Below are 24,049 nucleotides of genomic sequence, written 5' to 3'. Positions count from 1 at the left end.
CCCCGACCCTACGAGAGGAAGCGCGTCACCGACCGGCGGATGCCCGCGACGTCCAGGCCGTGCGCGGCGTCGTGGTCCTCCGGGCTGCCGTAGCGACGCAGCTCGGCGGCGCCGACCCCGAGCCCGAGGACCCGGTGCCGCAGGTCGGCGAGCGCGTCGGAGACGTGCCGCACCGAGGTCCCGGCGAGGTAGGGCTCCACGAGCACGACGTCCGGCTCGGACAGCGTGGCGCGCAGGCCGGCCGCGTCGAACGGGCGGACGGTCCCGGCGTACAGGACGGTCACGTCCAGGTCGGCGACGGCGGCGAGCGTCCGGTCCGCCAGGGGCCCCACCGCGACGACCGTCCCCCGGCGCCCCCGCCGCAGCACCGTCATCGACGGGCCCGCCCCGTACGGCCGCGCGTTGGACGCGCCCGAGAGCCGGACGTAGACCCGGTCGTCGCCGGGCAGGGCGGCCCACAGCTGCGCCTCCGCCTCGTCGGCGTGCCCAGGCACGTGGACGGTCCAACCGTCGAGGGTGTCGAGCAGCGGCACGTCGCGCGGGCCGAAGTGGGTCTCCCCCGCGCCCGCCATGTCGTAGGACCCACCGGCCGACACCAGCAGCGCCCCGACGCCCTGGTGCCCGAGGTCGAGCTTGAGCTGCTCGTAGGGCCGTTCGACGAGGAACGGCGCGAAGGTGTGCACGACCGGGCGCATCCCGGTCAGCGCGAGCCCACCGGCGGTGGAGACGAGCAGCTGCTCGCGGATGCCGACGTTGATCACGCGGTCGGCGAGGTCGGGCGGGACGTCGACGTAGCCGGCCCCGATGTCGGCCAGCAGCGCGACGGCCCGCGGGTCGGACGCGATCAGCTCCGGCAGCAGCGCATAGAAGCGTTCCCGCAGGTCGGGCGGGGTCACGGGGTCGGAGGGAGTGGGCTGCTGCGTATCGGTGAGCAGAGCAAAGCCGGTCATCGGTGGCTCCCCTTCGGTTCGACGTGCGCGACGACGGCGAGCGGTCGGTCGGGGTGTGCGGTGCGGAAGGCGCGTTCCAGGTCGTCGTGGTCGCGGCCGTCGGCGTCGACGGCGACCCAGCCCTCCGCGGTGAAGCGGCCGGCGATCCCGCCGGGCCAGCCGTGCGAGGCCGAGCTGTTGTCGACGACGACGGCGCTCAGCCCGGACAGCCCGGCACGGCCCGCGTACTGGATCGCCTCGAAGTTGGAGCCCTCGTCGAGCTCGGCATCGCCGACGAGGACGACGGTGCGCGCGTCGCGGCCCTGCAGCAGCAGCCCCGACGCGGTGCCGACGGCCAGTCCGAGCCCGTGGCCGAGCGAGCCGGAGGAGATCTCCACCCCGGGCACGAGCGTGCGGTCGGGGTGGTGCCCGAGGGTCGAGTCGTACCCGGCGAACCGGTCGAGCAGGTGGTCGTCGAGGAACCCGCGGGCGACGAGGACGGCGTAGAGCGCCATCGGGCCGTGCCCCTTGGAGACCAGGAAGCGGTCGCGGTCGGGGTCGTCGGGGTGCTGCGGGTCGACGCGCAGGATGCGGTCGTAGAGGACCCACAGGACGTCGAGGGTGGAGGTCGCGGCGGGTTCGTGCTTCTCGTCGCCGGTCATCCGGGTCATCAGCCCGGCGAGGTCGGCGTAGCCGGTCGGTGATCGCATTCGACCACTCTGTGATCTGAAGCCGACTTCAGGTCAAGGGGCCGAGCTACTCCTCGTCCGGCGGGGTCGCCTTGCGGACGTAGAGCAGCTGGTCACCCCGCTCCAGCGCGTCGACGGCGGCCGAGTCGACCCGGTGGAGCTGCTCGCCACGCACCACGCCGAGCACGATGTCGGGCAGGTGCCGCGGGGAGCCGCCGACCTCGGTCGGCTCGACCTGGCGCTGGGAGATCGCGAAGCCGGCGTCCGGGGTGAGCAGGTCCTCCACCACCTCGACGACGGCGGGCGAGCGGGTCGCGACGCCCAGCAGCCGCCCGGCCGTCTCGTCGGACACGATCACCGAGCTGGCGCCGGACTGGCGGAGCAGGTGCACGTTCTCCGCCTCGCGCACCGCGGCGACGATCGAGATCGACTTGGACAGCTCGCGGGCGGTCAGGGTGACCAGCACCGCGGTGTCGTCGCGGTCCAGGGCGACGACCAGCGTCGTCGCCAGCTGCACCCCGGCGATGCGGAGCACCGCGGAGCGGGTCGCGTTGCCGGACACGGTGACCAGGCCCAGCCCGGAGGCCACGTCCAGCCGCGCCCGGTCGGTGTCGACGACGACGATCTTCCCGGGGTCCACGTCGTCGCCGAGCAGCGTCTCCACCGCCGCGCGCCCCTTGGTGCCGTAGCCGACGACGACGATGTGCTCGCGCACGCGCGACCTCCAGCGCTGGATCCGGAACGACTGCCGCGAGCGCTCGGTGAGCAGCTCGACGGTCGTACCGACGAGGACGATCAGGAACAGCACCCGCAACGGGGTGATCACCGCGATGTTGATGGAGCGGGCCATCGGGCTGACCGGCACGATGTCGCCGTAGCCGGTCGTCGACAGCGACACCGTCGCGTAGTAGAGGGCGTCGAGCAGCGAGATCTCGCCCGTACCGTTGTTGTCGAGGTAGCCGTCGCGCCCGAAGAAGACGATCAACGTCGTCGCGCCGAGCGCGAACACCGCGATCGCCAGGCGGGTCACCAGCGAGCGCACCGGGCCCGACCGCGGGTCCGGCATCCGCAGCGCACCCTCGACCTGGGGATCGAGTTCGCTGAGCCGGGTGGAGCCGATCACGTGCGAAGGCTAGCGCCCAGGTCGCGCCGCACCGACCGCCCGGGCCCTATCCTCACTCAGGTGTCGGCCGAGGGGGACCACGAACGTGTGACGCCTGCTGCGCGCACGTCGCTGCGGCCGCGGCTGAGCGCGCGCCGGTTCCGCGGCGGTGCCGCACCCGGACCGGACCCGACCGAGGCCCTCGAGACGGGGGTCGCCGTGGCCGCGGGCCTGCGCGAGCCCGCCGGGTCCGCCGCCGCGACCGAGGCGCTGCGCCGGCTCGCCGGGCTCTGCGGCGCCGAGGCGGCGGGCCTGGTCCGGCCCGGCCTGCCCGACTCGTGGTGGGGCCCCGGCCGCGCCGACGGCGTCGCGCTCGCCGGGCGGGCCCGCGGGCGACGGCTCACCGAGGCCGGCCGCACCGCGCTGCCCGTCGGCGACGGGCCGGTGCTCGTCCTGGCCGGTGGGGTCGGGTCGGCCGCCGCCCGCCGGACCGCCGCGTTCGTCGCCGACGCCCTCGAACGCGCCCGCCTGACCGACGGCGAGGCCGAGGCCGAGGCCGCCCGGCTGCGCGCGCTGCGGGCCCAGATCTCGCCGCACTTCGTCTACAACGCGCTCACCACGATCGCCTCGTTCGTCCGCTCGGACCCGGCGCGCGCCCGCGACCTGCTGGAGACCTTCGCCGAGTTCATCCGGCACTCGCTCGCCGCACGCGGCGACTACGTGCCGCTGGCCGGGGAGTTCCGCTCGGTCGAGGCCTACCTGACCCTCGCCCGCGCCGTCCTCGGCGAGCGGCTGCGGGTGCAGGTGCGGGTGGCGCCGGAGGTGCTGCCGGTGCCGGTCCCGGTGCTGGCGCTGCAGCCGCTGGTGGAGAACGCGGTGCAGCACGGCGTCGAGCGCTCCCCCGACGGCGGGCTGGTACAGGTCAGCGGCGAGGCCGAGGGGGACGTCTGCGTGATCACCGTCGACGACGACGGGCCGGGCATGAGCCCCGAGCACGCCCGCGCCGTACTGGCCGGCACCGCCGAGGGCGCCGGGCTGGCGCTGGTGAACGTCGACCGCAGGCTGCGCGCGGTCTACGGCCCCGATCACGGCCTGGTCATCGAGACCGCGCCCGGCGCGGGCACCCGGATCGTGCTGCGGATCCCGCGGTTCCAGCCCGGGGTGGTGATCTGAGGTGACACCCCCCGCCGAGCCACTGCGCGTACTGGCCGTCGACGACGTCGCCCCCGCCCTCGACGAGATCTGCGCGCTGCTGGCCGACGCGCCCGACGTCGGCGAGGTCGCACGGGCCGGCGGCGCGGTGGAGGCGCTGCGCGCGATCCCCACCGGCCGGTTCGACGCCGTCTTCCTCGACATCACCATGCCCGGGATGGACGGCCTGGAGCTCGGCGGTGTGCTGGCCGCGATGGCCACGCCCCCGGAGATCGTCTTCGTGACGGCGTTCGAGGAGCACGCCGTCGCCGCGTACGGCCTCGGCGCCGTCGACTACCTGCTCAAACCGGTCGGCGCGGACCGGCTCGCCGACGCGCTCGGCCGGGTGCACCGGGCCCGGGCGGGCCGCTCGGCCGCCGGGCCGGGCACCGCGGGGGGGACCGCACCGGAACCGGCCGGGCCCGCGCTCCCCCGCGTCGACGAGCTCGCCGTGCTGCCGGTGGAGGCCGCCGGGCGCACCCGCTACGTCCGCCGCGAGGACGTCCGCTTCGTCGAGGCCCACGGCGACTACGTGCGGCTGCACCTGCCCGGGGGCTCACACCTCGTGCGGATCCCGCTGTCCCGGCTGGAGGAGCACTGGGACCCGCACCGCTTCGTCCGCGTGCACCGCAGCTTCCTGCTGCACCTCCCCGCGGTCCGCGAGCTGCGCAGCGACGCCGGCGGCGGCCTGCTCGCCCACACCGATGCCGGTGACGTGCCGGTCAGTCGTCGCCACGCCCGGGACCTGCGCGACCAGCTGCTCGCCGCGGCCACCGCCGGGGCGCTCGACGGCCACCGCGCCCCCGACGGCGACGGCCCGGGAAGCGGCCGGGGGCGGCCGTGACCGCCCGCCCGCGCCGGGTCGCGGTCAGCGCACCGCCCGAGCGGGGTACCGCCGTACCGCGCCCACAGCCGGCCGCGGCGCTCGACCCGGGGCTGACCGAGCGGGCCCGCGGGCTGCGCCGGGCCCAGCTGCGGCGCGCCGTGGTCACCCTGGCCTGCGCCGCGGTGCTGCTGTTCGGGCTGCCGGTGCTGCTGCGGCTCGCGCCGGATCTGGCCCAGTGGCGGGTCGGGGGGCTCCCGCTGGGCTGGATCGCGGTCGCCTGGCTCCCGTACCCGCTGCTCGGCGGGCTGGCGTGGTGGCATCTGCGCCGGGCCGAACGCGCGGAACGCCCGTGACGGCCGCCGCGGTCGTCGCCCTGCTGCTGGTCACGGTGCTGATCGGGGCACGTGGCGTCGCGGCGATGCGCACCACCTCGGACTTCCTCGTCGCGTCCCGGCGGACCTCGCCGATGCTCAACGCAGCCGCGGTCTCCGGGGAGTACCTGTCGGCGGCGTCGTTCCTCGGCGTCGCCGGGCTGGTGATCAAGGAGGGCACGGGGGCGCTCTGGTACCCGGTCGGGTTCGCCGCGGGCTACCTGCTGATGCTCGCGCTGGTCGCCGCGCCGATGCGCCGCTCCGGGGCACTGACCGTGCCCGGGTTCGCCGAGGCCCGCCTCGGGTCGCGGTCGCTGCGCCGGTTCTGCGCGGTGGTCGTCGTGGTGATCGCGGTGCTCTACCTGGTGCCGCAGATCGTCGCGGCCGGGCAGCTGCTCACGCTGGTGTCGGGCGTCGACTACTGGGTCGGGGTCGTGGTGTCCGGGCTCGCCGTCGGCCTGACCCTGGCGCTGGGCGGGATGCGCGCCGCCACCTACGTGCAGGCGTTCCAGTTCGCGCTCAAGCTCCTGCTGTTCGCCGGGCCCGCGATCTGGCTGCTGCTGCTCGCCGGGCCGCAGCTGCGCGCCGACATGGTCGCCCCGCCGGAGTTCACCCGGTTCACCGCCGAGACCCCGGTGGACTTCCGGCTCGACACCGAGCTCGTGCTGACCGAGCCGACCGTCGTGGTCGTCGACGGGATGCCGGTCCCGCTCACCCCCGGCCCGCACCACGCCGCCGCCGACGCCGTCTGGGTCTTCCCCGACGGTGCCGCCGTGCCCGAGCTGGGCGGCGACGGGGCGTCGCTGCCGGTGCCCGGCGGCGCCGAGTGGGCACTGCCGCTGCTCGGCACCGCCGACACCTCGCCGCTGCTGACGACCTGGTCGGTGCTGGTCGCGACAGCGCTGGGGACGATGGGGCTGCCGCACATCATCGTGCGCTTCCACACCAGTCCGGACGGGCGCGGCGCCCGGCGCACCGCGGCGATCACCGTCGCGATGCTCGGCGCGTTCTACCTGTTCCCGATCGTCTACGGGCTGCTCGGGACGGTGCTCACCCCCGAGCTGTACCTGTCGCAGGGCACCGACACCGCGATCGTCACGCTGCCCGGCCGGGTCACCGGCGGCGGCACCGCGGCGGCCCTGACCGCGATGCTCACCGCGGGGGCGTTCGCCGCGTTCCTGGCCACCTCGCTCGGGCTGCTGCTCGCGCTGTCCGGGGCGCTCGCCCACGACCTCATGCCCTCGGGGCTGCGCCGGCTGCGGCTGACCGCGCTGGCCGCGTCGGCGGCCGTCGTACCGGCGGCGCTGCTGATGGTGCGCGTCGACGTCAGCGCGGCGGTGACCTCGGCGTTCACCGTCGCGGCGTCGACGTTCTGCCCGCTGCTGGTGCTCGGCCTGTGGTGGAAGGGGCTGACCGCGCGCGGCGCGTACGCAGGGATGGTCACCGGGCTGCTCGCGACGGTCGGGTCGATGGCGCTGGGCGCCGCGCTCGGGCTCGGCGGGACGGCGGGCATGCTGCTCGCCCAGCCCGCGCTGTGGTCGGTGCCCTGCGCGTTCCTCGTCATGATCGCCGTGTCACTGGGCGATCACGTTCCGTCGGACGCGGAAGCTACGATGCTGCGGCTCCATCTGGCCGATCGGGAGTGAGCGCTTTAGCGTAGCGGCGACATCGGAGTCAAGACCGCTCGTCGTTCGGTGCCGCGCTCGATCGTCCGGTCGTCGGCCGCTTGCATCTTGGGCCGCTCGGAGCGTGCGTGTGGGGTTCCGCACACGGCCCGAAGGCCCTTTCCTGGGTCCGGTCCCGTGGCCGTGCGTGGCTTGTGCAAGGAGGCATACGTGAGTACGACCGAGTCCGACGAGCAGCCCGGCGGTCCGACGCCGGGAACTCCCGACTGGGCCGCCGCACAGGCGAGCCCCGACTTCCAGGAGCTGCGCAGGCGTCTGCGCGGGTTCGTCTTCCCGGTCACCGCCGGGTTCCTGGCCTGGTACCTGCTGTACGTGCTGCTCGCGACGTTCGCGACGGACTTCATGGCGATCCCGGTGCTGGGCAACATCAACCTGGGTCTGGTCCTCGGGTTGCTGCAGTTCGTGTCCACCTTCGCGATCACCGTGGTCTACATCCGCTTCGCCGGCCGTGTGCTCGACCCGCTGTCGTCGAAGCTCCGCGGAGAGATCGAGGGAACCCGATGAGCCCGACCGTCCTGGCGGCGACCGCGGACAGCAACCCGGCGCTGAACATCTCCATCTTCCTGGCGTTCGTGATCGTGACGCTGGGGATCGTCTTCTACGTCAACAGTCGGCAGGCGAGGAAGACCGCCGCCGACTTCTACACCGCGGGCGGGGGTTTCTCCGGCACCCAGAACGGGTTCGCGATCGCCGGTGACTACCTCTCGGCGGCGTCGTTCCTGGGCATCGCCGGCGCCATCGCGATCAACGGCTACGACGGCTTCCTCTACTCGATCGGCTTCCTGGTCGCGTGGCTGGTCGCGCTGCTGCTGGTCGCGGAGCTGCTGCGCAATACCGGCCGTTTCACCATGGGCGACGTCCTGGCGTTCCGGATGAAGCAGCGCCCGATCCGCGCCGCGGCGGCCACCTCCACCCTGGCGGTGTCGTTCTTCTACCTGCTCGCGCAGATGGCCGGTGCCGGTGCACTGGTCTCGCTGCTGCTCGGCATCTCGGGCGGGTTCGCCCAGGGCGTCGTGATCGCCGTCGTCGGCGTCGTGATGATCGCCTACGTCCTCATCGGCGGCATGCGCGGCACCACCTGGGTCCAGATGATCAAGGCGGTGCTGCTCATCGTGGGCGCGCTGGTCATGACGATCTGGGCACTGGCGCTGTTCGGCTTCAACTTCTCGTCGATCATGCAGGCCGCCGCGGACGGCTCCCCCAAGGGCGAGGGCCTGTTCGCCCCCGGCCAGCAGTACGGCGCGTCGCTGACCTCGAAGATCGACTTCATCTCGCTCGGCATCGCCCTGGTGCTCGGCACCGCGGGCCTGCCGCACGTGCTGATGCGCTTCTACACCGTGCCCACGGCCAAGGAGGCCCGCCGCTCGGTCGAGGTCGCGATCTGGCTGATCGGCCTGTTCTACCTGTTCACGCTGGTCATCGGCTTCGCGGCCGGTGCGCTGGTCGGGCCGGAGGCGATCCAGGCCGCGCCGGGCAAGGTGAACTCGGCCGCGCCGCTGCTCGCCGCAGCCCTCGGCGGACCGGTGCTGCTCGGCATCATCGCCGCGATCGCGTTCGCGACGATCCTGGCGGTCGTCGCCGGGCTGACGATCACCGCGTCGGCGTCGTTCGCGCACGACGTCTACATCAACGTGATCAAGCGGGGCGAGGTCGAGGACACCGAGGCCACCCAGGTCCGGGTCGCCCGGCGGACCGCGATCGTGATCGGCGTGGTCGCGATCGTCGGTGGCATCCTCGCGAAGGACCAGAACGTCGCGTTCCTCGTGGCGCTGGCCTTCGCGGTGGCGGCGTCGGCGAACCTGCCGACGATCCTGTACTCGCTGTTCTGGAAGCGGTTCAACACCACCGGCGGCCTGTTCTCGATCTACGGCGGTCTGATCAGCACCCTGGTGCTGATCGTCTTCTCGCCGGTGGTGTCGGGCGCCGAGACGTCGATCTTCTCGGGTGTGGACTTCGCCTGGTTCCCGCTGGCCAACCCCGGCCTGGTCTCGATCCCGCTGTCGTTCCTGCTCGGCGTGGTCGGGACCTACATCGGGCAGAAGCGCCACGACGGCAGCAAGTACGCCGAGATGGAGGTCCGGTCCCTGACCGGTGCCGGCATCGCCAAGGCCGAGGCGCACTGACCGCAGGCCACCCCACGCGGAGAGCCCGCGTCCCCGTCCCCGGGGGCGCGGGCTCTCCGCGTCCTGCGGCTACACCTCGGCGGCGGAGACGGTCGGCACCCCGGCGACGAGGTCGTGCAGCGCGCGGGCGTCGAGCAGGTCCGCCGGGCGCAGGGTGACGCCGTCGCGGACGTAGTGGAACGCCGCCCGCACCCGGTCCGGCTCGACGCCCTGCAGTGCCGCCCATGCCAGCCGGTACGCGGCGAGCTGCACCCCGACCGCCTGCCTGCGGTCCTCGGCGGGCAGGCGACCGGTCTTCCAGTCCACGACCGTCCAGCCGCCGTCGGGGTCGGCGAACACCGCGTCCATCCGGCCGCGCACGGCGACCCCGGCCAGCACCGTCTCGAACGACACCTCGACGTCGACGGGCCGCCGGTCCGCCCACTCCGACGCCTCGAACGCGGCCTGCAGCTCGGCGAGCTCGGTCGCATCGGCCTCCGAGGAGACCGACTCGTCGGCGGCGCCGGGCAGCTCGTCGATGTCCAGCAGGCGTTCCGCGCCGAAGCGCTGTTCCAGCCAGGCGTGGAACGCGGTGCCGCGGCGGGCGTGCTGGTCGGGCGGCATCGGCACCGGACGGCGCAGCCGCACGGCGAGCGCGTCCGGGTCGTCGGCGAGCTCGACGAGCCGGCTCACCGACAGCCGCCCGGGCAGCGACACCGTGGGCCGCTGCGCGGCGGCGGCCCGCTCCGCGAGCAGGACGTCGACGTCGGCGGCCCAGCCCTCGGGATCACCCTCGGCGTCGACCACGCCGGCCCCGGGCTCCGCGTCGGGAGCCGCCGGCAGCTCCAGTGCGAGCTGGTCGGCGGGCGCGGCGCGGCGCGGCCGCTTCGGGCGCCGGGCCCGCAGCGCGGTACGGACCAGGTCGGCCCCGGAGCGCACGTCGTCGGCGCGGTCGCCGAACGGGTCCGGCGGCCACTGCGCGGTCCGTTCGACGCCCAGCGCCGGGTTGCCGGTGTCCAGCTCGGGCGGCGGTGCCCACTGCTCCAGCACACCGACCTCGGAGCCGCCGGGGCCCTCCAGGATCTCGGCGAGCTCGGTCAGGAACACCGACGGTTCCTTCGGCTTCTCCCCCGTCGCGGGCCAGCGGTGCCCGGACACCAGCAGCACCCGTTCGGACCGGGTGAGCGCGACGTAGAACAGCCGGCGTTCCTCGGCGAGGCGGCGCTCGTCGAGGGCGTCGTCGTGGTCGTCGAGCGCGGTCTCGACCTGTTTGCGGTCGGCGCCGGGCGGGGGCAGGTGCAGGCCGGGCAGGTCGTCGGCGTCGCCGCGCAGCGGGACCGGCAACGCGGCCGGGTCCTTCAGCCAGGAGCCGGACATCTTCCGGCCGGGGAAGACCTGCGCGACCAGGTGCGGGACGGCGACGACCTCCCACTCCAGCCCCTTCGCCGCGTGCACGGTGAGGATCTGCACCCGGTCCGGCGCGACCTCCACCTCGCCGGGGGTCAGCCCCTCCTCGGCCTGCTCGGCGGTCTCCAGATAGTCGAGCAGACCCGGTAGCGACGGCACGTCCGCACCGGCGGCGAAGTCCGCGACGACGTCGGCGAACGCGTCGAGGTGCGCCCGGCCGGTGGGGCCGGGGCGGGCCATCGTCTCGACGTCGAGGAGCAGGGTCCGCTCGACGTCGGCCACCAGGTCGGTCAGTGGGGCCGCGGTGCGGGCGCGCAGCTGGGCGAGCTCACGGCCGATCCGCCGGATCCGGTCGAACCCGGCCGGGGAGTAGCGCTCCGGGCCACCCGGGTCGTCGAGGGCGTCGACGAGACCGGCCTGCTCGGCCTGCTCGCCGGGCAGTGCGCCGAGGGCGAGGTCGGCGGCCGACAGCGGCCCGGGGCGGGCCGGGCGGTGCGGGACGAGCTCGCGGGCGCGCTGCCACAGCGCGGCCAGGTCGGCGATCCCGAGCCGCCACCGCGGCCCGGTCAGCAGCCGGACGGCGGCCGGCCCGGCGAGCGGGTCGGACACCACCCGCAGCGCGGAGACGAGGTCGCGGACCTCGGGGGTGGACAGCAGCCCACCGAGCCCGACGACCTCCACCGGGACCCGCCGGTCGCGCAGCGCGGCGGCGAGCGCGTCCATGTCGGAGCGGCGCCGGACCAGCACGGCCGCGGTGGGCGGGGTGCCCTCGTCGTGGCCGGCGTGCCAGCGCTCGGCGATGCCGTCGGCGGTCCAGGCCACCTCGGCCGCGACGTCGGGCAGCAGGGCGGCCCGGACGTCGCCGGGGCCGGCGCCGTCGAGCGGGCGCAGCTCCCCCACCCGCACGGTGCCGGGCGCGGTCCGCAACGGCTCGGAGACCCGGTTGGCCAGGACGAGCACCTCGGACGGGTTCCGGAAGCTGGTGAGCAGCCCGTGCACGGGCGCGGGGTCGCCGCCCGCGGCGGGGAAGTCGGTGCGGAAGCGCGCCAGGTTCCCGGCGCTCGCGCCCCGCCAGCCGTAGATCGACTGGCAGGGGTCGCCGACCGCGGTGACCGAGCGGTGGTCCGGGCCGTCGTCCGGCTCCGGGGCGAGCCCGGGCGGCACGCCGAACAGGGCGCGGAGCAGCACCCGCTGGGCGTGCCCGGTGTCCTGGTACTCGTCGAGCAGCACGGCCCGGTACTGGGAACGCTCGATCCGCCCGACCTCCGGGTCGGCCTCGGCGATCCGGGCCGCGAGGGCCATCTGGTCGGCGAAGTCCATGGCCTGCTCGGCCTGCTTGCGCCGGGCGAACTCCTCGACCAGCGGCAGCAGCTCGCAGCGCATCCGCTGCCCGGCGATCCGGGCCTTGTACCCGGCCGAGGGCTCGGCGCGCTGCCGCTTGCCGGGCGGGGCGTGCTCCAGCACCGGCAGCATCCGCTCGGCGAGGCGCCGCACCTGGTCCGGTTCGACGAGGTGCTCCCCCAGCTCCCCGGCCAGGGAGAGCAGGTAGCCGGTGACGGTCGCGGGGACCCGGTCGATCTCCAGGTCCGCGGCCCAGGTGGACACGACCCGGTGGGCCAGCTGCCAGGCCGCCGTCGGGCCGAGTAGCCGGGCGGCGGGCTCGGCGGGCAGCCGCAGCGCGTGCTCGCCGACCAGGCGACCGGCGTAGGCGTGGTAGGTCGCGACGGTGGGCTCGCCCGCCAGCAGCGCGGCGCGCCGGGCACCCGACGGGTCCAGGTCGTCGAGCAGCCGGGCCCCGGCGAGGCGGCGCAGCCGGGACCGGACGCGGGTGCCGAGCTGCTGGGCGGCCTTGCGGGTGAAGGTGAGTCCGAGGACCTGCTCGGGCAGCACCCGGCCGGTCGCGACCAGCCAGACGACGCGGGCCGCCATCGTCTCGGTCTTGCCGGCCCCCGCCCCGGCGACGACGAGCGCCGGCCCGGCGGGCGCGGCGATGACGGCGGCCTGCTCCTCGGTCGGCGGGTGCAGACCGAGCGCGTGCGCCAGCTCGGCGGGGGTGGGGTCCACACGGACCGTTCTACCCGGCGTCACCGACAGATCCGCCACCCGGCGCCGTCCCGGCCCGGGACCGGCGGCGGATCAGCGGCCGGCGTCGTCGACCGGTGCGAAGACGCGGGCCCAGTCGACCTGCAGGCGTACCTCGTCGGGGGTGGTCGCGTCCGGGCCGGGGATCCACCCCGACGCCGGGCCCTGGTCGAGCTGGACGGCCAGGTGCATCGGGGTGGTGGGGATCGCGCGGCGGTCGGTGACCTCCCACTTCTTCACCCCGTCGACGTACCAGGTGATCCGGTCCGGCAGCCACTCCAGGGCGAAGGTGTGCCACTGGGTGAAGTCGCCGGGGGTGTCGGTGGACAGGATGTGGTTCTGCGCGCCGTAGTGGACGAAGGCGGTGGCCGCGTGCCGGTCGCCGAACGGGATCTCCATCATGTCGAGCTCCCCGTCGTCGGGGAACCGCTCGGAGTCCGGCCAGAGCAGGATCGCGGGGCTGTAGCCGTTGCCGACGTCGGTGCGGGCGCGGAACTCCCAGCGGCCGTAGAGCCGGCCGTCGTGCATCGCGACACCGCCGGAGACGCCCCCGCCCGCGGCCCGGGGGCGCGCGGTCACGGTGAGCAGGCCGTCGCCGACGCCGACGGCGGACGGGCGGCGCAGGCCGTTGCCGAACCCGCCGGGCGAGTTGTAGACGCTCCAGGTGGAGCGGTCGACGCGGGAGCCGTCGAACTCGTCGCCACCGACCTGGCGCCACTGCTGGGGCGGGGGCGGGGGCGGCGGGGGCGGCAGCTGGTTGTCCAGTGCGGAGGTCGCCGGGTCGGCGGCGACGGCCGTGCCGTCCGGCGGGACGAGCACGGTCCAGGTCAGCCCGGCGGCGGCGACGAGCACCAGCGCCATCGCTCCGGTGCCGTGCGCGATCCGGCGGCGCAGGCCGGTGACGGCGCGGTCCGGGCGCTCACGACGTCCGGTCCGCCCGGCACGGTCCGCCCGTCCGGCACCGTCCGGGATCTCGGCCCGGACGACCGTGGCACGGGCTCCGCGGTCGGTGGGGCGGATACGGGAGGTCGTGGCGACCGGCTCCGGCGTCGTGGAGACACGCGCCACGGGGGTCCTCGCCACGGGGGGCCGGACCACGGGTGCCTGCGCTGCCGCCGGAGGCCGGGGCGCTCGGCGCGGGCCGGGGACGGGGTCCGGGGCGGGGCGCGACGGCGCGGGCACCTCGCGTACGGGGCGGCGGGACTCCGGGACAGGGTCGGCGGGGGCGCGGTCCGCGGCGGGAGGGCGACGGTCGACGCCACGATGTCCTCGGGGCGCGCGACGGGTCCGCGGGCGGTGGACCGGGCGGGCTCGGAGCCGGCTGCCGACGACGTCCGGCGGGCCGGCGGCACCGGCCCGCGGCGACCGGCCGTCGGCCACGCCGCGTCCACCGGGCCCGCAGGCGCGGCCGCCGGGGCCACCGGCCTCCGGGCGGCAGGCTGCGGCGCGGGCGGGACCGCGGGTGCCGTCGTCCGGGGCGTGGACGACGCGGCCCGTCGCCCGGTCGGCCACGGTGCGGCGGCACGACGTCCGTCGACGGGCGGCTCGGGCGAGCGGTGCCGGCCGGAGTCCGAGGTGTCCGGCCGGTCCTCGGAACGGTGGGAGCCGGGACGGCGGGCGTCGGCCCCGGCGGGGACGGCGTGGCGCGACGTGTCCGGGCGCTCCCCGGCCCGCGACGCACCGCTCCCCGATCTCTCCACGCAAGCAGGACGCGCGGGCCCCCGTCCGGTTGCCCCGTCGGGAGGTCGCGCGCGTCACCCCGCCTGCGACCGGGGATCAGGCGGGCGGGGTACCGACGGTCGCGGGGGCACCGTAGGACCGCAGGACCTCCGGCACCGTGACCGTCCCGTTCACGTCCTGGAAGTTCTCCATGATCGCGAGCATGGCGCGGGCGGTGGCGCCGGTCCCGTTGAGCGTGTGCACGTTCTCGGTCGGCGCTCCGGCCTCGCGACGGAACCGGACGTTCAGGCGTCGTGCCTGGTAGTCGGTCGTGTTGGAGCACGAGGTGATCTCGCGGTAGCGCTCCTGGACCGGGAACCAGGCCTCGATGTCGTACTTCTTCGCGGCCGGGTTGCCGAGGTCGCCGACGGAGATGTTCTGCACCCGGTAGGGCAGCCCCAGCTCCTGCACGATCGACTCCTCGTGGGCGAGGAGCTCCTCGTGCACGTCCCGGGAGTTCTCCGGCAGGCAGTAGACGAACATCTCGACCTTGTCGAACTGGTGCACCCGGAACATGCCCTTGGTGTCCTTGCCCGCCGCACCCGCCTCGCGGCGGAAGTTCGTCGAGAACGCGACGTACTTCGCGGGCAGGGCGTCGAGGTCGACGATCTCGTCCATGTGGATGCCGGCGAGCGCGACCTCGGAGGTCCCGGTGAGGTAGAGGCCGTCCTTCTCCAGCTCATAGAGGTTGGACGCCTCGGTCGGCAGGAAGCCGGTGCCGTACATCGCCCGCTCGTTGGCCAAGACCGGGCCGAGCACCGGGACGAAGCCCTCGCCGGCCAGCTTGTCCATGACGTAGCGGAACAGCGCCATCTCGAGCTGCGCGACGTCGCCGAAGCGGTAGGCGAACCGCGAGCCGGACAGGCGCGCGCCGCGCGCCATGTCGACCCGGCCGGTCGGCGACGCGAGGTCCAGGTGGTCGCGCGGGGTGAAGTCGAAGACCGGCGGCTCGCCCCAGGTGCGGACGGTGACCGCGTCCTCCTCGGCCATGCCGTCGGCCGCGCTCGGGTCGGGGAGGTTCGGGATGCGGGCGAGGAGGCCGGTGCGCTCGACGTCGGCGGCGGCGAGCTCGTCCTCGGCGGCGCGCAGCTCCTCCTTCTCCCGCTTGAACTGCTCGACCTGCTCCGGGGTCGGCTTGCCCTTGGGCCGCTGCTTGGCCGCGGCGCGCAGGCCGCCGACGCGGTCGGTGGCCTCGCGCCAGCGGGTGTCGACCTCCAGCAGGGCGTCGAAGTCCGCGGACGCGCCGCGACGGGACAGCGCCGTGCGGAAGGTGTCCGGGTCCTGTCGGGCCGCCTTGAGGTCGATCACTGCTGTTCCAGCCTCTCGGGTAGTGGAGGGGTCATCGTAGGACCGGGAATGATTCGGCCCGCGCAGTGGTAGTCAAGGACATGACTGTCTCCCTCGGCCGGTACGGCGTCTGGCGGCACGAGACCGGGTTGTCCCCCGATCTCGCCGCCGGGATCGAGAAGCTCGGGTTCACCGCGGTGTGGATCGGCGGCTCCCCTCCCGGGGACCTCGCCCTGGCGGAGTCGCTGCTGGACGCGACGACGTCGCTCGCGGTCGCCACCGGCATCGTGAACATCTGGGCCACCCCCGCCGACGAGGTCGCGGAGTCCTTCCACCGCATCGAGAAGAAGCACCCGGGCCGCTTCCTGCTCGGGATCGGCGTCGGGCACCCGGAGGCCACCAGCGACTACACCCGCCCGTACGCGGCGCTCGTCGCCTACGTGGACCGGCTCGACGAGCTCGGTGTCCCGGTGCAGGGACGCGCACTCGCGGCACTCGGGCCGAAGATGCTGGACCTGGCCCGCGACCGGTCCGCCGGGACGCACCCGTACCTGACCACGCCCGAGCACACCCGCTCCACGCGCGAACGCTACGGCGCCGGGGCGCTGATCGCGCCGGAGCACAAGGTCGTGCTCGACGACGACCCGGAGGCCGCGCGGGCCCTGGGCCGTCCGGTCGTCGAGAAGCCCTACCTGGGGCTGGTCAACTACCGGAGCAACCTCAAGCGGCTCGGCTGGGCCGAGTCCGACCTCGACGACGGCGGCAGCGACGCCCTGATCGACGCGCTCGTCGCGCACGGCACGCCGGAGCAGGTCGCGGCCCGCCTGAACGAGCACCTCGACGCCGGCGCCGACCACGTCTGCGCCCAGGTGATCACCCCCGGGATGGCCGATCCGGAGGGCGACCTGCGCCGGCTGGCGAGCGCGCTCGGCCTCGGCACCGCCGGATAACCTGGGCCGGGTGCGCCCGACCCCCGACCACCCGTCCCTGCTGGGACCGCTGCGACGGCCGGCGCCACTGATCGTGGCGGCGGCCGTCGCCGTCTTCGCCGTGCTGGCGTGGGTGTACCGCGGCGACGCCGCCGCCGGGCGGATCGACCGGCGCGCCGGCAGCGCGGTGGACGCGCTGGGCCACCGCCCGGGCTCCCTGCTCGCCGATGCGGTGACCTTCGGGTCCCCGCCGACGGTCGTGCTGTGCGCGCTGCTGGTCGCCGGCCTGGCCCTGGTCCTGCGACGGCGGCGGCTGGCCGTGTTGGCCGTCGTCGGCCCCGGCCTCACCGGTGTCGCGACGACGGTGCTCAAGCCGCTCATCGGGCGCACCATCGGCGCCCCCGGAGTGGACGGCTTCGCCTTCCCGTCCGGCCACACCGGTGGCGCGGTGTCGATCGGGCTGGTGGTCGCCCTGCTGCTGGTGGGGCTGCTGCCGGTGGCCCGCACCGGGCCCGCCGTCGCCACCCTGGCCGCGACGGCGCTGCTGGCCGGCGGCACCGTCGGCGCGGGCATGGTGCGGATCGGGGCGCACTACGCCACCGACACCGTCGGCGGGTTCTGCGCCGCGGTCGCACTCGGGCTGGGCTCGGCGCTGGTCATCGACCGGGTCGCCGACCGCCGGATCCCGCCCGTCCGCACGACCTGACCGGGGTCCGGCACCGCAGGTGTGGAGCCCGGGCCGGCTGCACGACTCGACCGCGGGCCGGCACGGCCGGGTGTGAGGTCCGTCCGGGTACGAGACCGGACCCGCTCACCCGTCCACCACCGTCCGGCCGGTCTCGACCGCGGGGCAGCTGGTGCGGACCGGGCACCGGTCGCAGTCCGGCCCGGCGCGGGCGACGAACACCGCACCCGCCGAGTCCTCGGCGCAGGTCATCAGCACGTCGCGCCAGTGCCCCATCTCCTCCGGGCGCAGCGCCGCCTGCTGCGGCTCCTTCGCCTCCCCGTTGGCCTTGCGGTCGGCCAGGAACAGCAGCCGCGCCCCGCCCGGCTCCACCCCGCCCCCGACGAACTGGTCGAACGCGCCGAGCGAGGCCGCGAGCTGGTAGACGGCCAGCTGGTGGTGCTCGGCGGTGGCCCGGGCCGAGGTGGCCGTCTTCCCGGTCTTGACGTCGACGACGACGGGGCGCCCCTGGTCGTCGCGTTCGAGCCGGTCGACCCGGCCGCGGAGCCGGACCCGCCGGGCCGCCCGCGCGGCCCCGCCGCCGCGTCCGCCCGCGCCGTCGCCGTCGGTGTCGACCGGGAGGAGCGCGGCCCCCGCCGGGTCGTCGTCGCCCGCACCGATGCCGCCGGGGGCCAGGCCCGGGTCGTCGCCCTCGCTGTCGTCCTCGCCGTCCAGGTCCAGCTGCACCGGCTGCTCGACGGCCACCAGCTCCAGTCCCTCGGTACGGCTGCGGCGGACCCAGTCGTCGAAGGCGGCGAGCATCTCGCGCACCCGGACCAGCTCGCGGCGCCCGAACCACGGCGCCCCGGAGTCCAGCCGCCGCCACGCCGAGCGCAGCGCCTCCTCCAGCTCGACCGGGTCGGCCCCGGCGGCGCGGGCCTGCACCAGCGCGTGCACCAGGGACCCGGTGACCGCCGACAGCGCGCCGGTCTCGTCGCCGCCGTGCCGGGACAGCACCCAGCGCAGCGGGCAGCCGGCGATCGTCTCGACGTCGGAGGGCGAGATCGGGACGAGCTCGCCCTCGGCGCGCAGCGGGGCGCCGTCGGACAGGTCGGCGACGCCGTACCAGTCGTCGGGGTGGGCCCCGGGGACGCCGTCGGCGGCGAGCCGGGCCAGCTGGGTCGCCGCCCGGTGACGGCGTGCGGCGCGTCCCGGGTCGCCGTGGTCGGGTTCGGTGACGGCGCGCCGCAGCTCCCCGACCAGCTCGGCCATCACCAGGGAGCGCTCGGGCCGGTGCACCGGGCGGGCCTCGGCGGCGTCGGCGGGGCGGGGGTCGAGCTCGTCGAGGAACCGGGAGGGCTGCTCGTCCTCCCCCTGCACGGCGCTGACCAGCAGCGTCGTCCGGGCACGGGTGCAGGCGACGTAGAACAGCCGCCGCTCCTCGGCGAGCAGTGGCGCCGTGCGGGAGACCGCGTCGTCGGGGGCGGCGACTCCGCCGACGAGGTCGACGAGCCGTTCGTGGCCGAGCAGGCTGCCGCGCAGGCGTACGTCGGGCCACAGCCCCTCCTGCACCCCGGGCACCGCGACGACCGTCCACTCCCGGCCGCGGGCGCCGTGTGCGGTGAGCAGCTCCACCGCGCCCCCCCGGGGCGCCTGCGGGGCCAGGGTCTCCCCCGGCAGCTGCTGGTCGAGCAGGTACTCCAGGAACCCGCCGACGTCGGCGCCGGGCAGCCGGTCGGTGTAGCGGGCGGCGGCGTCGAACAAGGCCAGGACCGCGTCGAGGTCCCGGTCGGCGGCCGCTCCGCCGGGGCCGCCGCGGGCACTGGCCTCGCTCCAGCGCCTCGCCAGGCCGGTGCGCCGCCACACCTTCCACAACGTCTCCTCGACCTGCTCGCCCGCGCCGATCGAGCGGGCGGCGGTGTCGAGGAGGCGGCCCACGTCGCGCATCGGGGCGGCCTCGGCGGGCGAGAGCATCGGCAGCGGGTCGGGCCGGCCCGCGACGGCGTCGCGCAGCATCCCGACCAGCAACGGGTCGCTGCTCGCCGCGGCCGGGTCGACCTCACCCGCCTCGACGCGCTCGTCGTCGGCGAAGGTCCGCACGTCGTGCCCCGCGGCGGCGTGCATCCGCAGCAGGCCGCGGCGCAGCCGCCGCATCCGCATCGGGTCGCCGCCGCCCAGCGGTGAGGTGAGCAGGGAGGTCGCGAGGTCGGCGTCGACCGCGGACGGCCGCCATGCCGCGCGCAGCACCAGGAGCAGCGGCACGACGGCGGGCTGGCGCGGCAGCGGCACCTCGTCCGGTGGTGCGGCCAGCGGGACCCCGGCCGCGGCCAGCGCCCGGCGCAGCGCGGGCAGGGTGCGCCGCGCGGACCGGGACAGCACCGCCATGTCCGACCAGGGCACCCCGTCGACGAGGTGTGCGCGCCGCAGCCGGTCGGCGATCCACCCGGCCTCCGCGGACGGCGACCCGAACACCCGGACCTGCAGCGCCTCGCCCACCCCGGACCCGTCCGGGGCCTCGGGGGCCGGGTCGTCGTGCTCCGGGCCGCGCCGGGTCCGGGTCACCCCGGAGCCGGGCAGCTTCTCCGCCACCCGCAGGCCCGCCGCCCGCACCCCGGGCCGCTGGCGGTGGTCGACGGTGAGGACCTCGGTGGGCGCGTCGAGCACGGTCAGGCCCTGCGGGTCCGCACCACGGAAGGTCAGGACCGCCTGGTCGGGGTCGCCCGCGAGCAGCGTGGACCCCGCGTGCTCGGCCAGCGCCGCGACCAGCTCCATCTGCTGCGGGTCGAGGTCCTGCGCGTCGTCGACCAGGAGGTGACGGACCCGGCGCCGCTCCTGCTCCCGCAGGTCCGGGTCCGCGGCCAGGGTGTCCAGCGCGGCGGCGACGAGCTCGGCGGAGTCCAGCGCCGGGGCCGTCGCCTGTGGTGCGCCCCGCCCCGCCGCCCCGCGGAGCAGCGTGACCTCCTCGTAGGTGCGGAAGAACCGGGCCGCGGCGACCCACTCCTCGCGCCCGTGCTCGCGTCCCAGCTCGGCCAGCTCGCGTGGCCCCAGCCCGCGCTCGGCCGCCCGCAGGAGCAGCTCACGCAGCTCCGCGGCGAACCCGGGCAGCCCGAGGGCCGGGTCGAGCCGCTCCGGCCAGCCCGAGCCGGGGACGGTGCCGCCCCAGCCGTCGATCTCCCCGGCGAGCAGCTCGCGGACCACCACGTCCTGCTCGGCCGAGGCCAGCAGCCGCGGCGGCGGGTCCTCGTAGCGCGCGGCGTGCAGCCGCAGCACCCCGAACGCGTAGGAGTGCACCGTCCGCACCAGCAGCTCGCGGGTGGTGCGCACCCCGAAGTCCCCGGCGAGCTCACCCCCGCCCGCGGTCAGCAGCGACGTGAGGCGGCCACGCAGCTCCTCCGCGGCCCGGCGGCTGCCCACCAGCAGCAGCACCGACCCCGGCGGCTCACCGGCCCGGATGCGGCGGACCATCGCGTCGAGCAGCAGGCTCGTCTTGCCCGTGCCCGGGCCGCCCAGCACCCGCAGCGCGCCGCGCTCGTGCGCGAGCACCCGCGCGGCGGCGCCGGTCCACTCCCGAACGGGAGCGGGCCGGGGGTCCGCACGCACCAGGCGCGGCGACGCCTGCTCGGGGGCTGTTCGGCTCATGGGGCGATGAGACCACGGGGCACCGACAGCGTCAGACTGCAGGCGTGGACTCCGAGACCCTGGAACGGGTGCGCGAGGTCGTTCGGTCGATCCCGCCCGGGCAGACCCTCAGCTACGGCGAGGTGGCCGAGCTGGCCGGGATCCGCTCGGCGCGCCTGGTCGGCCGGATCCTCGCCGAGGACGGCCACGACCTGCCGTGGCACCGGGTGCTGCGCTCCGACGGGCGCTCGGCCCCGCACATCGCCGCCGAGCAGGCGGCCCGGCTGCGGGCCGAGGGGATCCTGATGGTCGACGGCCGGCTGCCCCGTGAGCACCGCCGACGCTGAGCCGGCCCTCGACCGCCCCGGCGCGCCCTCCTCCCGGCCATGATCGCCTCCGCCTCCCGGGTGACGGTCTCGACCCGCAGCGCTACCACCTCGTCGCTCAGCGCGTGGGTCAGCGGCTGGGCGTCGGGGATCGAGCGGGCCCGGCGCCGTCCGGCTCTCCGACGACCCTGCCGCGACGACCACCGCTCTCGCGGCCGTGCTCGACGGCGGCCCCGCCGCCCGATCGAGGCGCACGTTCTCGCCCTCGCCGGGGCGGAAACGTGCGTCTCGATGCGCCGGGCGACGCTCGACGGGACTGCGAGGGTGCTGCGTATCGGTGAGCAGAGCAAAGGGGCGGCCGATCAGGGCGCCGCGCGGCCCTGCACCCAGGTCGCGTCACGGTCCTGGTCGTGCCCGACGTGCGCGACGAGCCCGTGCCCGCCGAACACCTCCGCCAGCACCGGAGCCTGGGCCGTGCCCGTCTCGATCAGCAGCGCCCCGCCCGGCGCGAGCCACTCCCCCGCCCCCGCGGCCACCCGGCGGGCCGGGTCGAGGCCGTCGCGGCCGCCGTCGAGCGCGGTGCGGGGCTCGTGGTCGCGGGCCTCCGGGGGCATCGAGCCGATCGCGCCGCTGGGCACGTAGGGGGTGTTCGCGACGAGCACGTCGACGCGTCCCCGCAGTCCGGTCGGCAGCGCGGCGAACAGGTCACCGGTGTGCACCGTCCCCACCCCGGCCAGGTTCTGCGCGGCACAGGCGGTCGCGACCGGATCCGCGTCGGCGGCGTGGAGGTCGACGGCGGCCCGGCGCGCGACGGCGAGCCCGAGCGCCCCGCAGCCGCAGCACAGGTCGACCACGAGCGGGCGCCCGGGCTGCGCGGAGCCCGGCAACGCGGCGACGGCCGCGTGCACCAGCGCCTCGCTGCGACGGCGCGGCACGAACACCCCCGGGGTGACCCGCACGGTCAGCCCGTCGAAGTCCACCCGGCCGAGGACGTGCTCGAGCGGCTCCCCGGCGATGCGGCGCCGGACCAGCACCTCCAGCTCCGGTCCGGCGGCCGCGGCGGCGAGCAGCGCGGCCTCGTCCTCGGCGAACACGCAGCCCGCCGCCCGCAGCCGGGCGACCAGGTCCGGGTCGGGCCGGGGCACCGTCAGGCCGCGAGCACCGCGGCGGCCCCGGCGGCGTAGCGCTTGAGGACGGCGGTCACCACGTCGTCGTGCACGCCCAGCGGGTCGGCGACGACGTCGGCCCCCGATCCGAGCAGCCGCGTCTGGAAGACCCCGGGAGCCAGGAGCCAGGACGCGACCGCGACCCGCCGCTCCCCGGCGTCGTGCAGCCGGGCGACCAGCTCGGTCACCGACGGGCTGCCGGTGGCGGCGAACCCGACCGGGACCGGACGGCCGACCCGGCGGGCGAGCATTCCGGCGCTCGCGTGCACCTGCGCGACCGCGGACGGGTCCGACGAGCCGGCCGCGGCGAGGACGACGGCGTCGCCGTCGCGGTAGCCGGCCGTGCGCAGCCGGTCCAGGGCCGCGGCGGCGAGCAGCGGGTCGGGCCCCATGGAGCGGGTGACCGGGAACCGGGCCGGGTCGGCGCCGACCTCGGCGAGCTGGGCGGGCAGGTCGGTGCGCACGTGGTAGCCGGCGGCGAGGAACGCGGGGACGACGACGGCGCCGTCGTGGCCGCGGTCCCGCAGCCCGATCACGGCGTCGACGACCCTGGGACCGCGGACGTCGACGTAGCAGATCTCGACCTGCGGGCCACGTGCGGCGACGGCCGCGGCGAGCGACCGGATCACCGCGTCGGCGGCGTCGGAGCGCGACCCGTGCGCGACGAGGAGCAGCGGGAGCCCGGTCACCGGGTCACCTCCGGGTCCTCGGCGCAGTGCGCGCCGTGCTCGGGTTCGAGTGCGAGCCGGTAGCCGCGGCGCACCACGGTCTGCACCAGGCCGGGGACGCCGAGCGCCGCGCGGAGCCGGCCGATCGCGTTCTCGACGGCGTGCTCGTCGCCCGCCCCACCGGGCTGCGCGGCGAGCAGCTCGGCGCGGGACACGACCCGGCCGGGGCGCTTGGCGAGCAGCCGCAGCAGTGCCATGGGCGTCGGCGGGAGCGGGCACAGCGTGCCGTCGACGAGCACCGCGTGTCCGCGCACCTCCAGGTGGTGGCCGCCGACCGGGAGCCTGCGGGCGCGGGCCGGGGCGACGGACTCGCAGGTCCGCACCATCGCGCCGAGCCGGGAGCGCTGCGGCTGCACCGTCGGCACGTCGAGTGCCTCCAGCGGTGCCGCGGTGACCGGGCCGACGCACAGCGCCAGCACGGGGCCGCGCAGCGCGGTGAGCAGGCCCTCGCGCAGACCGCGCTCCCCGGCGCGGGCGAGGATCCCGGCCGCGGCGGGGGCGCTGGTGAACGACAGGACGTCGATCCCGCCGGCCAGGGTGGTGTCGATCAGCCGGTCCAGCGGGCCGAGGTCCAGCGGCGGTGCCCAGCGGTAGACCGGCACCGTGACGACCTCGGCGCCCGCCATCTCCAGGGCGTCAACGACGTCGGGCAGCGGCTCGCCGTGCAGCTGCACCGCGATCCGGCTGCCCTCGACGCCGCGGTCGAGCAGGTGCTCCAGCACCTCGGCGGTGGACTCCGACTCCGGGGACCAGGCGTCGACCAGGCCCGACGCGCGGATCGCGCCACGCGCCTTGGGGCCGCGGGCGAGCATCTCCGAGCGGCCGAGCGCGGCGAGCAGGTCCTCGCCCAGCCCCCAGCCGTCGGCGGCCTCGATCCAGCCGCGGTAGCCGATCCCGGTGGTCGCGACGGTGATGTCCGGTGGTGCCGCGACGAGCTCGCGGGTGCGGTTCTCGAGGTCGGCGTCGTCGGCGAGGGCCACGATGCGCAGCGCGGGCCCGTGCTGGACGGTCGCGCCGCGGCGCTCCAGCATCGTGGCGAGCTCCTCGGCGCGTCGGGCTGCGGTGACGCCGACGGTGAACCCGGCCAGCGGTGGCACCGGGGCCGCGTCGGGCGCGGCGGCGGTGTCTCGTGCGGCGGATCGGGTCACCGGTTCTCCGTTCCTCCGAAACCCCGGCCGGCCGGCGCGGAGGACGCGCGGAGGTCGCCGGGAGCGTCGCGGGTGGTGGT

19 protein-coding genes are annotated in these 24,049 nt (G+C 76.1%); 9 read left to right on the top strand and 10 right to left on the bottom strand.

Translation table 11 applies throughout. The features are described 5' to 3' along the window. Window positions 1–8: 8 nt before the first annotated feature. Genes ZF1_RS05665 through ZF1_RS05655 form a run of 3 tightly spaced genes read right to left on the bottom strand, consistent with a single transcriptional unit; the run spans window position 9 to window position 2,684 of the window. Window positions 9–950 (bottom strand): transketolase family protein, encoded by a 942-nt coding sequence (locus ZF1_RS05665; protein ID WP_179760971.1) that lies wholly within the window; start codon window positions 948–950, stop codon window positions 9–11. Next, entirely contained in the window at window positions 947–1,639 is a 693-nt protein-coding gene (locus ZF1_RS05660) for a thiamine pyrophosphate-dependent enzyme (protein ID WP_100879740.1), read from the bottom strand. The genes ZF1_RS05665 and ZF1_RS05660 overlap by 4 nt, the downstream gene beginning before the upstream one ends. A gap of 46 nt (window positions 1,640–1,685) precedes the next feature. Next, complete coding sequence (locus tag ZF1_RS05655; protein ID WP_202416755.1) at window positions 1,686–2,684, bottom strand: potassium channel family protein; 999 nt, start codon at window positions 2,682–2,684, stop codon at window positions 1,686–1,688. Between the two features lie 117 nt (window positions 2,685–2,801). On the opposite strand from ZF1_RS05655, the gene ZF1_RS05650 reads away from it, so the two are divergent. The 6 genes from ZF1_RS05650 to ZF1_RS05625 all read left to right on the top strand — a co-directional run bounded on the left by ZF1_RS05650 (window position 2,802) and on the right by ZF1_RS05625 (window position 8,916). After that, window positions 2,802–3,893, top strand: a complete 1,092-nt coding sequence (locus tag ZF1_RS05650; RefSeq protein ID WP_301549119.1) for a sensor histidine kinase — start codon at window positions 2,802–2,804, stop codon at window positions 3,891–3,893. 1 nt (window position 3,894) lies between these two features. Next, window positions 3,895–4,755: a LytR/AlgR family response regulator transcription factor gene (locus ZF1_RS05645; RefSeq protein WP_073578339.1), complete on the top strand. Its 861-nt coding sequence runs from the start codon at window positions 3,895–3,897 to the stop codon at window positions 4,753–4,755. Further along, window positions 4,752–5,090 carry a hypothetical protein gene (locus ZF1_RS05640; RefSeq protein ID WP_073578338.1) on the top strand — a complete coding sequence of 113 codons (339 nt, stop codon included), beginning with the start codon at window positions 4,752–4,754 and terminating at the stop codon, window positions 5,088–5,090. Before ZF1_RS05645 ends, ZF1_RS05640 begins: the two co-directional genes overlap by 4 nt. Continuing rightward, window positions 5,087–6,754 carry a sodium/solute symporter gene (locus ZF1_RS05635; protein WP_073578337.1) on the top strand — a complete coding sequence of 556 codons (1,668 nt, stop codon included), beginning with the start codon at window positions 5,087–5,089 and terminating at the stop codon, window positions 6,752–6,754. The genes ZF1_RS05640 and ZF1_RS05635 overlap by 4 nt, the downstream gene beginning before the upstream one ends. A 189-nt stretch (window positions 6,755–6,943) precedes the next feature. Further along, window positions 6,944–7,297, top strand: coding sequence for a DUF485 domain-containing protein (locus tag ZF1_RS05630; RefSeq protein WP_073578336.1), 354 nt, complete (start codon window positions 6,944–6,946; stop codon window positions 7,295–7,297). Further along, the gene (locus ZF1_RS05625; protein ID WP_073578335.1) at window positions 7,294–8,916 is read left to right on the top strand and encodes a solute symporter family protein; all 1,623 of its coding nucleotides are present in this window, start codon (window positions 7,294–7,296) and stop codon (window positions 8,914–8,916) included. Before ZF1_RS05630 ends, ZF1_RS05625 begins: the two co-directional genes overlap by 4 nt. A gap of 69 nt (window positions 8,917–8,985) precedes the next feature. Here ZF1_RS05625 and ZF1_RS05620 read toward each other — a convergent pair whose 3' ends face one another. The 3 genes from ZF1_RS05620 to serS all read right to left on the bottom strand — a co-directional run bounded on the left by ZF1_RS05620 (window position 8,986) and on the right by serS (window position 15,411). Continuing rightward, the gene (locus ZF1_RS05620; protein WP_482636659.1) at window positions 8,986–12,366 is read right to left on the bottom strand and encodes an ATP-dependent helicase; all 3,381 of its coding nucleotides are present in this window, start codon (window positions 12,364–12,366) and stop codon (window positions 8,986–8,988) included. Window positions 12,367–12,438: 72 nt separating this feature from the next. Then, window positions 12,439–13,452, bottom strand: a complete 1,014-nt coding sequence (locus ZF1_RS05615) for a glycoside hydrolase family 16 protein (RefSeq protein ID WP_482636658.1) — start codon at window positions 13,450–13,452, stop codon at window positions 12,439–12,441. Between the two features lie 708 nt (window positions 13,453–14,160). Beyond that, window positions 14,161–15,411, bottom strand: coding sequence for a serine--tRNA ligase (gene serS / locus ZF1_RS05610; RefSeq protein ID WP_482636657.1), 1,251 nt, complete (start codon window positions 15,409–15,411; stop codon window positions 14,161–14,163). Between the two features lie 80 nt (window positions 15,412–15,491). Here serS and ZF1_RS05605 point away from each other — a divergent pair, with 80 nt between their 5' ends. After that, window positions 15,492–16,340, top strand: a complete 849-nt coding sequence (locus ZF1_RS05605; protein WP_346108546.1) for an LLM class F420-dependent oxidoreductase — start codon at window positions 15,492–15,494, stop codon at window positions 16,338–16,340. A gap of 10 nt (window positions 16,341–16,350) precedes the next feature. Then, on the top strand, window positions 16,351–17,025 hold the full coding sequence (locus tag ZF1_RS05600; protein ID WP_405419079.1) for a phosphatase PAP2 family protein: 675 nt from the start codon (window positions 16,351–16,353) through the stop codon (window positions 17,023–17,025). 105 nt (window positions 17,026–17,130) lie between these two features. Here the strand turns inward: ZF1_RS05600 and ZF1_RS05595 are convergent, their stop codons facing one another. After that, on the bottom strand, window positions 17,131–20,622 hold the full coding sequence (locus ZF1_RS05595; RefSeq protein ID WP_482636656.1) for an ATP-dependent helicase: 3,492 nt from the start codon (window positions 20,620–20,622) through the stop codon (window positions 17,131–17,133). 44 nt (window positions 20,623–20,666) lie between these two features. Between ZF1_RS05595 and ZF1_RS05590 the strand changes: the two genes are divergently transcribed. Beyond that, window positions 20,667–20,948 carry an MGMT family protein gene (locus ZF1_RS05590; RefSeq protein WP_073578330.1) on the top strand — a complete coding sequence of 94 codons (282 nt, stop codon included), beginning with the start codon at window positions 20,667–20,669 and terminating at the stop codon, window positions 20,946–20,948. Between the two features lie 341 nt (window positions 20,949–21,289). On the opposite strand, the gene ZF1_RS05585 is transcribed toward ZF1_RS05590, so the two are convergent. The 3 genes from ZF1_RS05585 to ZF1_RS05575 are packed head-to-tail and all read right to left on the bottom strand — an operon-like array spanning window position 21,290 to window position 23,969. After that, window positions 21,290–22,072 (bottom strand): putative protein N(5)-glutamine methyltransferase, encoded by a 783-nt coding sequence (locus ZF1_RS05585; protein WP_482636655.1) that lies wholly within the window; start codon window positions 22,070–22,072, stop codon window positions 21,290–21,292. A 2-nt stretch (window positions 22,073–22,074) separates the two neighbouring features. Next, window positions 22,075–22,782, bottom strand: coding sequence for a sirohydrochlorin chelatase (locus ZF1_RS05580; protein WP_482636654.1), 708 nt, complete (start codon window positions 22,780–22,782; stop codon window positions 22,075–22,077). After that, entirely contained in the window at window positions 22,779–23,969 is a 1,191-nt protein-coding gene (locus ZF1_RS05575) for a uroporphyrinogen-III synthase (protein ID WP_482636653.1), read from the bottom strand. The genes ZF1_RS05580 and ZF1_RS05575 overlap by 4 nt, the downstream gene beginning before the upstream one ends. Window positions 23,970–24,049: the final 80 nt, after the last annotated feature.

The organism is Pseudonocardia sp. ZF1, assembly GCF_056835605.1.
This window is presented reverse-complemented; position numbering and strand designations above follow the sequence as displayed.